This is a genomic window from Ferruginibacter sp., assembly GCF_031430955.1.
In the GTDB taxonomy this organism is placed as follows: Bacteria; Bacteroidota; Bacteroidia; order Chitinophagales; family Chitinophagaceae; genus Ferruginibacter.
Map to the genome: position 1 here is coordinate 1 of NZ_JANPCM010000504.1, position 7,758 is coordinate 7,758.

At 35.9% G+C, this 7,758-nt stretch carries 7 protein-coding genes and 1 pseudogene; 3 read left to right on the forward strand and 5 right to left on the reverse strand.

Translation table 11 applies throughout. The annotated features are described in order from the left end of the window. The 5 genes and pseudogenes from ACY65O_RS14045 to ACY65O_RS14065 all read right to left on the reverse strand — a co-directional run. Positions 1-242: pseudogene (locus ACY65O_RS14045) on the reverse strand (hypothetical protein); the annotation flags it as partial. Between the two features lie 96 nt (positions 243-338). Then, on the reverse strand, positions 339-1,622 hold the full coding sequence (gene hisD / locus ACY65O_RS14050) for a histidinol dehydrogenase (RefSeq protein ID WP_462221488.1): 1,284 nt from the start codon (positions 1,620-1,622) through the stop codon (positions 339-341). Positions 1,623-1,760: 138 nt separating this feature from the next. Next, positions 1,761-2,612, reverse strand: coding sequence for an ATP phosphoribosyltransferase (gene hisG, locus ACY65O_RS14055; RefSeq protein ID WP_462221489.1), 852 nt, complete (start codon positions 2,610-2,612; stop codon positions 1,761-1,763). Between the two features lie 241 nt (positions 2,613-2,853). Further along, on the reverse strand, positions 2,854-3,786 hold the full coding sequence (locus tag ACY65O_RS14060; protein WP_462221490.1) for a site-2 protease family protein: 933 nt from the start codon (positions 3,784-3,786) through the stop codon (positions 2,854-2,856). 143 nt (positions 3,787-3,929) lie between these two features. Then, the gene (locus ACY65O_RS14065) at positions 3,930-4,946 is read right to left on the reverse strand and encodes a dipeptide epimerase (protein ID WP_462221491.1); all 1,017 of its coding nucleotides are present in this window, start codon (positions 4,944-4,946) and stop codon (positions 3,930-3,932) included. Positions 4,947-5,347: 401 nt separating this feature from the next. On the opposite strand from ACY65O_RS14065, the gene ACY65O_RS14070 reads away from it, so the two are divergent. The 3 genes from ACY65O_RS14070 to ACY65O_RS14080 all read left to right on the forward strand — a co-directional run. After that, positions 5,348-6,394 (forward strand): hypothetical protein, encoded by a 1,047-nt coding sequence (locus ACY65O_RS14070; RefSeq protein ID WP_462221492.1) that lies wholly within the window; start codon positions 5,348-5,350, stop codon positions 6,392-6,394. 17 nt (positions 6,395-6,411) lie between these two features. Then, on the forward strand, positions 6,412-7,227 hold the full coding sequence (locus ACY65O_RS14075) for a polysaccharide deacetylase family protein (protein WP_462221493.1): 816 nt from the start codon (positions 6,412-6,414) through the stop codon (positions 7,225-7,227). Positions 7,228-7,637: 410 nt separating this feature from the next. Next, the coding region (locus tag ACY65O_RS14080; protein WP_462221494.1) for an adenine-specific methyltransferase EcoRI family protein at positions 7,638-7,758 on the forward strand (121 nt) is incomplete at its 3' end.

The window sequence follows — 7,758 nt, forward strand, 5'->3', positions numbered from 1 at the left end:
TTTATTTTTGCCAGTTGAAATTTTAATTGCCATTGCAAAGGATCAGGATAACGATTATAATTTTCTGCTACCGGTGAGCCGTAGGCATTTTCGTTTGCATCTAAAAATACTGAGGCCTTGCCTGTAAATTCATGACGGGCCGAAGAATAAGGTTTTAATATTTTTATGTTATTGCGTACTAAAGCCCCCAACCCCCTGAAGGGGGCTTTCGAAGAGTCTTTATAATTTGAATTATCTGACATATTTCAAAAATTATTTTTTGTAACCAGCATTTATTCCCTGATTGAACGACAGTGGCGACGCTCCATTCAACATTTAAATTTCAAGTAAGCTTTCATCTAAGCGTAAAAATCTTTTCTTATTGTTACTGCATTTTTATGTGCATTCAACCCTTCCGCTCCGGCCATTAACTCAATGGCGTTACCAATATTATTTATCCCTTCTTTAGTTATTTCTTGAAAAGTAATTTTTTTAACAAAGCTATCCAGCGAAACACCACTGTAAGCCCTTGCGTAACCGTTAGTAGGTAATGTATGATTAGTACCCGACGCATAATCCCCTGCACTCTCCGGCGAATAATGCCCAAGAAAAACACTGCCAGCATTAATTACTTTTTCAGAAAGTGCAAGTGCATTATCCGATGCAATAATTAAATGCTCTGCTGCATATTCATTTAATAAGTCAAACGCCTCATCTGCATTTTCCAGTACTATAAACCGGCTGTTGGCTAAAGCTTTTGCAGCAATTTCTTTTCTTGATAAAAAAGATAATTGTTTTTCAATTTCAATTTTTACTGCATCAACTATTTCAATTGATGTCGCTACTAAAATTACCTGGCTATCGGCACCATGTTCTGCCTGGCTTAATAAATCGGCTGCAACAAATGATGCAATGCTGCTTTCATCTTCGTAAAACGCCACTTCACTTGGGCCGGCAGGCATATCTATTGCTGTGCCCTCTTTATTAATTAATTGCTTGGCACAGGTTACATATTGATTTCCCGGGCCAAATATTTTATACACTTTAGAAATGCTTTCAGTGCCAAAAGCCATTGCACCAATGGCCTGCACACCGCCAATTTTATAAATATTTTTTATACCAATTAAATTGGCGACATATAAAATAACAGGATTTACTTTACCATTTTTATCCGATGGTGTGCATACAACAATTTCTTTACAGCCTGCCAGCATTGCCGGTATGCCCAACATTAATAAAGTAGAAAATAATGGCGCTGTACCTCCCGGAATATACAAGCCTACTTTTTCTATTGCAACAGCTTTTCGCCAGCATACTACTCCGCTTGTTGTTTCAATTTGTTTTACAGTTTCTTTCTGGGCTCCGTGAAATTTAAGGATATTATTTTTTGCAATGGCAATAGCTGCTTTTAAATTATCATCAACCAATGCAATAGCTTCATCAATTTCTTTTGGATTAACTTTTAAATCATTTAATTCTACACCATCAAATTGTAAGGCATATTTTTTAGCAGCAGCATCACCGTTTAGTTTTACATCTTCTAAAATAACAGTTACTATTTTTTCTAATGATGATGTATCAAAAACAGGGCGCTGCAATAACTGCCGCCACTCACTTCTTAATGGATTTATAAAAATTTGCATAGCAAAATGTCGCTCCTATGGAGCTTTGATGAATATTTTATTTTACTCTTCTACCAAAATACCGCTCTTATGGAGCTAAAAACATAAAACTTAATCTTCGTTCCAATCTTTTCCATTTTCCCCTTTAGGGGATAGGGGCTACACAATCATCTTCTCAATCGGTATCACTAAAATACCTTCTGCCTCAAACTGTTGTAATTTTTCAATCACTTCCCAAAAATCATTTTCATTTACCACACTTTGTACACTGCTCCAGCCTTCAGTTGCCAATGGTGTTACTGTCGGACTTTTCATACCCGGCAAAACACTTTCTATATTTTGTAATTGATGATTAGGCGCATTTAAAATGATGTACTTATTATTTTTTGCTGTTTTAACTGCATTAATGCGCAACAATAATTTTTCGAGAATATTTTTATTTTCTTCAGTAAGATTTTTATTGGCTGTTAATACCGCTTCAGATTTCAAAATTACTTCCACTTCTTTTAAGCCGTTAGTAAAAAGTGTGCTGCCGCTGCTTACCAAATCGCAGATAGCATCTGCCAAACCAATGCCCGGTGCAATTTCTACCGATCCGCTGATCTCATGTATTTCGGCATTACTATTTTTTTCGTTTAAATATTTTTGCAGAATGTTAGAATAAGTAGTAGCAATTTTCAATCCCTTTAAATCATCAATTGATTTGTATTGCATACTTTTGGGCACTGCAATACTTAATTTACATTTGCCAAAACCAAGCCGGTACACCAAATCAATATCTTTGCTTTTTTCGAGCAAAACATTTTCGCCAACAATACCAATATCAGCTACGCCATCATACACATACTGCGGAATATCATCGTCTCGTAAAAAATATACTTCCAGCGGAAAATTTTCTGCTACCGTTTTCAATTGCTTGTTACCATTGTTTAACTGGATACCACACTCCTTTAAAAGTTTAATGGAATCCTCATATAACCTGCCCGATTTTTGAATTGCTATTTTTAACATGTTTTATTTTTTATGATGTGGCCACTTTTTTAACCTGCTAAAATAAGAGCAGCCTGATAATTGCCTGACCAATAACAAAAAGGGCTTACTTTTCAGTAAGCCCTTGATTAAAATTATGTTTATTTACATACAATCAGCACGCTTACCCGTTGAGTAATGTATGATGATGGTGTATGTGAACGATTTGTTTCATTTGTTGCACAAAGTAAAGACGGAATGTTTAAATAGCCAAATAAAATTTTTAAAAATAACCCTTTAAGTGCATCCATAGCAATACAGGTAAAGCAAATGCAGCAAACCATACCAGGGTAAATATTATTTTATTTGAAGCAGTAAGATCATCCTTGTAAGCAGGCACCAGCACATTTTCAATATGCTTTATAATTAATTGCTCATCGCTGGATTGGGTTTCTGTTGAAAATTTCCGGCTCAATAATCTGCTTTCGCTTATTACTACGTTTCTTATTTGCCAGTATTCTTCATCAGTTAAATCATCGTAAGTGCAGGCATAATCAATCCCTTCTTCATCCAACTTTTTTCGTACTCTGTTTATTAAATTAATCTGCCCAATTCTTAATAAAACTAAAACTGCAATTATTAAAAAAGTCCAGGCATAATTTAAATTAAAGAAAAAATAAATTAAAGAACATAAAGAAATGGAAAGAAAAATTAATTGTATAATTCTGCTGCCATTAAAAAATAAAGTTTGAAAAAACTGCCCCCCGTCTAACGGAAAAACCGGCAGCAGGTTAAAAACATTCAGCAATAAAAAAAGTATAGAAAGTTGCCTGAAGGTTTCATTATAATTATTTTGGTGTAACAATAACAGTATGCTGCCAATAATAATACCCGGCAACGGGCCTGCCAGTAAAACAATCAATTTATTTCTTCTTGATAAATTAGTAGCAGTGCCGCTAACATAAGCACCAACGAAAGGCACAAAGGTCATGTTGACACCTTTATACCCAAAAAATTTCATGGCAATAAAATGCCCGGCTTCGTGAATAAAAATTACCGTTACCAATAACAATACTGCAAACCAGCTTTTAAATATCCAGTAATCCAATGCAATAAATAAAGCAAGGCTTATTACTGTTCTTGATAAAGAAGTTTTTTTAAATTCTTCTTCTTGGGGTTTAACCACCAATGTAACCGGTTCGTTTTCTTCGCTCATGAAAATATTTTGTTTCTTATTTAAAAGAAGTTCAAAAACCCTGACGGCGGCTTCAAGCCCCGTCAGCGGTTGATTGAAGACGCTGCATATAAACGTTCCGGTTTATCGGAAGTTTTCAACCATTGCCGGGGTTACGCAAACTCTTAAAAATCTTTCACCGTAATTCCCAACCCCGGTTTATCATTATAAATAATTTTACCAAAATCAAAACCCACGCCTTCAGCAATATCTTCACTTAATAACAATGGGCCATCCATATCTACTTTATCTAAAAGCGGTGCCAGCTGGGCTATAGCGGCAGTGCCCACACTGCTTTCATTCATGCAACCCACCATTACTTCCATATTCAGTTCCCTGGCTTTTGTTATCATTCTTCTTGCAGGAGTAATGCCACTGCACTTGGTGAGTTTTATATTTATGCCATGAAAATGTTGATAGCATTTTTCCACATCCATTTCAAAAACACAGGCTTCATCTGCATATAACGGCAACGCAGACTGTTCATATAAAACTTTCATACCCTCCCAATTATCTTTTGCCAAAGGCTGCTCCACCATCTCAACACCCAAATCTTTTAACAACGGAATTTTTTGCAGCGCCTCTTCTAAAGTCCAGCCGGCATTTGCATCAACTCTAAAAATGGCATCGGTATGTTTTCTTAATGCAGCTACCATTTCAATATCATTTGCTACACCTACTTTTATTTTATAAATGGGCCAGGGCTTTTCTCTCATCTTACTCACCATATTTTCTATAGTATCAATACCAATGGTAAAATCTGTAACGGGGCTTTTAGTAATATCTAAATTCCATAACTCATGCAGTGGTTTACGTTTTAATTTACCATACAAATCCCACCCAGCCATATCTAATGCACAAACTAAAAATGAATTGGCAGGAAAAAGATGGTGCAAATAATGCCAGTACCTTTCCGGATCGCTGAAAGCAAATTTCTCCACAAACATTTTTTTTCTTTCCAGGTCCTCCACCATTTTTTCAACCGGGATATTATAATAACTGATGGCCGGTGCTTCGCCATAACCTTTAATACCCATAAACTCCAGCTCCACAATTAATGCAGGCTGGTGCGTTTTTGTTCCTTTACTAATAGTGAACGGATGTTTAAACGGAAGGTTGTATGTTTTGAAGTTTACTTTCATGCCCTGTTCCTCTTAAATTAAAATTTGCATATGATAAAAACAAAATGATGGTGAAGTTAGTTGAAAAAATAAATGAAAAGGATTAGTTACCCTTTACATATTCTTTTGAAACCAAAACGATTAACAGGTAGCTAAAAATTCAATGGCATTATCAATCATAATTTTAGCTGTAATGCTTTTTACTTTTAGACTTTTTCCAGCTTACCAAATAGTAACTTACCAAATAGTAACTTACCAAATGGTAAGCTGGAAAAACACCGCCCGTTTGGCAAATTTAAAAACAGTACAACTGCAGGCTGCACCTGATTAACATGGTACCTTTCTTTTAAAACTCCGCTATTTTTCTTATCAATTACAGTTTGAAAGATTATCTTTACAAAAAAATCTAATACCCCCTTAAAATGAATAAAAAATTATTACTGCAAAGCACGATAGTATTGTTGGCAGCCATAAGTATTTTAAGTTGCAATAATACCGATGCAGAAAAAAAAGGCAGTACAGCAGATTCTGCTGCTGCAAAAACAACGGCAACCACTACAACTACCTCCACTGCACAACCTGCAACTTCCATCGATACCGTTTTATACAACAAAAAAATGATGGAGCTGGCCAATGGCGATACTACCGGTTTGTGGCCGCAAAAAATGCCATACCCATTACCCGGCGCCATTTTACCTTATAACCGCATAGTTGCATTTTACGGTAACCTGTACAGTACAAGAATGGGTATCCTTGGTGAATTACCCAAGGCTGAAATGCTTAAAAAATTACAGGAAGAAGTTGATAAGTGGAAAGTGGCCGACCCGTCAACGCCGGTAATTCAGGCGTTGCATTATATTGCCATGACGGCCCAGGGCTCACCCGGTAAAGATGGCAAACACCGCATGCGCATGCCTTTTGACCAGATAGACACCATAATGAAATGGGCCAATGAAAGTAACAGCATTGTATTTTTAGATATACAGGTTGGCGGAAGCACCGTAAAAGAAGAAATAGTTTTACTGGAACCTTATTTAAAATTACCCAACGTTCACTTTGGATTAGACCCTGAATTTTCTTTAAAAAATGGTGAAACACCCGGAACAAAAATTGGTAATTTTAATGCAGATGACATTAATGCAGCTGTTGACTATTTAGCGGAGCTGGTACGAAAAAACAATTTGCCTCCCAAACTTTTAATGGTACACCGCTTTACACAGGGCATGGTAAGCGATTATACCAGGATAAAAAAACTTCCCGAAGTGCAGATTATTATGGACATGGACGGATGGGGCGATAAGATCTTAAAAAACTCTACGTACTTAAGGTATATTTATAAAGAACCCGTAATGTTTACCGGCTTTAAACTATTTTATAAAAACGATACCCGTAAAGATAAAAATGGCCTGTTTACTCCCGATGAATTAATGAAATTAATTCCGAGGCCAAGTTATATCCAGTTTCAATAATTACTATTTTATTTTTAATGAAAAATTGCTTTTTAGTTCTAGCACTGCTTTGTTTATTTAGTTGTAATACTACAAAAGAAAAAACTACAGACACAACTCATCCCGATACAAAAAAACAATCTGATACCATTACAGCACCCATTGCCGATGCTGCAACTATTTTATCCCGTACACAGGTACCCGTACTATGTTATCATCATATACAAAACGCAAGGCTTAGTGAGTACATGGTATTGCCTGCAAAATTTGCCGAGCAAATGCAGGCTTTTGCAGACAGTGGTTACCAAACCATTTTACCCGATCAATTGTATAATTATTTGGCTTACGGCAACCCCCTGCCGCCTAAACCATTTATGATAACTTTTGATGACACCGATGCCGAACAATTTACTATTGGCTATACCGAAATGAAAAAACATAATTTTAAAGGCGTATTTTTTATTATGAACATTTCCATTGGCCGCAAAAGATACATGAGCAAAGAACAGCTGAAACAATTATCGGATGAAGGCCATGTAATTGCCGGCCACACCTGGGACCATCACATGGTTACCAAATACAACGACAGCGATTGGAATATACAACTTACCGAAGCCAAACAAAAATTACAAAGCATTACCGGCAAACCTGTTGATTATTTTGCCTACCCTTTTGGTTTATGGAATGCTGCTGCCATACCGGCGCTGCAGCAACGCAATATAAAAATGGCTTTTCAATTATCTACAAAGCAAGACAGTACCCAACCACTTTACACCGTACGCCGCATGATTGTACCCGGCACCTGGAGTACCCCGGGATTATTTAAAGCCATGAATAAGACGTTTGGTTTGTAAGTTTTTTTGTTACGAACTTCATTAATCCTGTTGAGCATCGTTGTGTCACTCACTTTTACCGCATACCCTTATTGAGTACTGAGCGAAGCCGAAGTGTTATCTAAGCGTAGAATTGGTTTTATATAATACCATCTTTTATAAAAATTTTCAAAAAATAAAACTTTCGTTTTTTCAATTGTTGCTGCAAAAAAATTTAAAAAGCTAAAGCTACTAAGTTTCGCATTTAATATTGATTTCTATATAAAAATTTGAAAGCAAAGAATTTAGCTGATTTGGAAATTTTTAAAAGATGAAACTTTCGCATATATTTGAGTTATCGGCTATTTTATTGGACACCCTACACAAATTGAAACACCGCAAAATTACAGTGATTAAAATTGTAAATTTGCGACTTAACGAACTTAAAATAAATGGAAACAAAATCATCAAATAAAACCTTACGAAAGGCAAACAAAGAAAAGAATGATGAATTTTATACGCAACTATCTGACATTGAAAAAGAGCTTAGACATTACAAAGCACAGTTTAAAG

Bases quoted from the DNA above. Each gene is read 5' to 3' on its own strand.
- ACY65O_RS14060 (WP_462221490.1), bottom strand. From the start codon at position 3,786: ATGAGCGAAGAAAACGAACCGGTTACATTGGTGGTTAAACCCCAAGAA.
- ACY65O_RS14065 (WP_462221491.1), bottom strand. From the start codon at position 4,946: ATGAAAGTAAACTTCAAAACATACAACCTTCCGTTTAAACATCCGTTC.
- hisG (WP_462221489.1), bottom strand. From the start codon at position 2,612: ATGTTAAAAATAGCAATTCAAAAATCGGGCAGGTTATATGAGGATTCC.
- ACY65O_RS14070 (WP_462221492.1), top strand. From the start codon at position 5,348: ATGAATAAAAAATTATTACTGCAAAGCACGATAGTATTGTTGGCAGCC.
- ACY65O_RS14075 (WP_462221493.1), top strand. From the start codon at position 6,412: ATGAAAAATTGCTTTTTAGTTCTAGCACTGCTTTGTTTATTTAGTTGT.
- hisD (WP_462221488.1), bottom strand. From the start codon at position 1,622: ATGCAAATTTTTATAAATCCATTAAGAAGTGAGTGGCGGCAGTTATTG.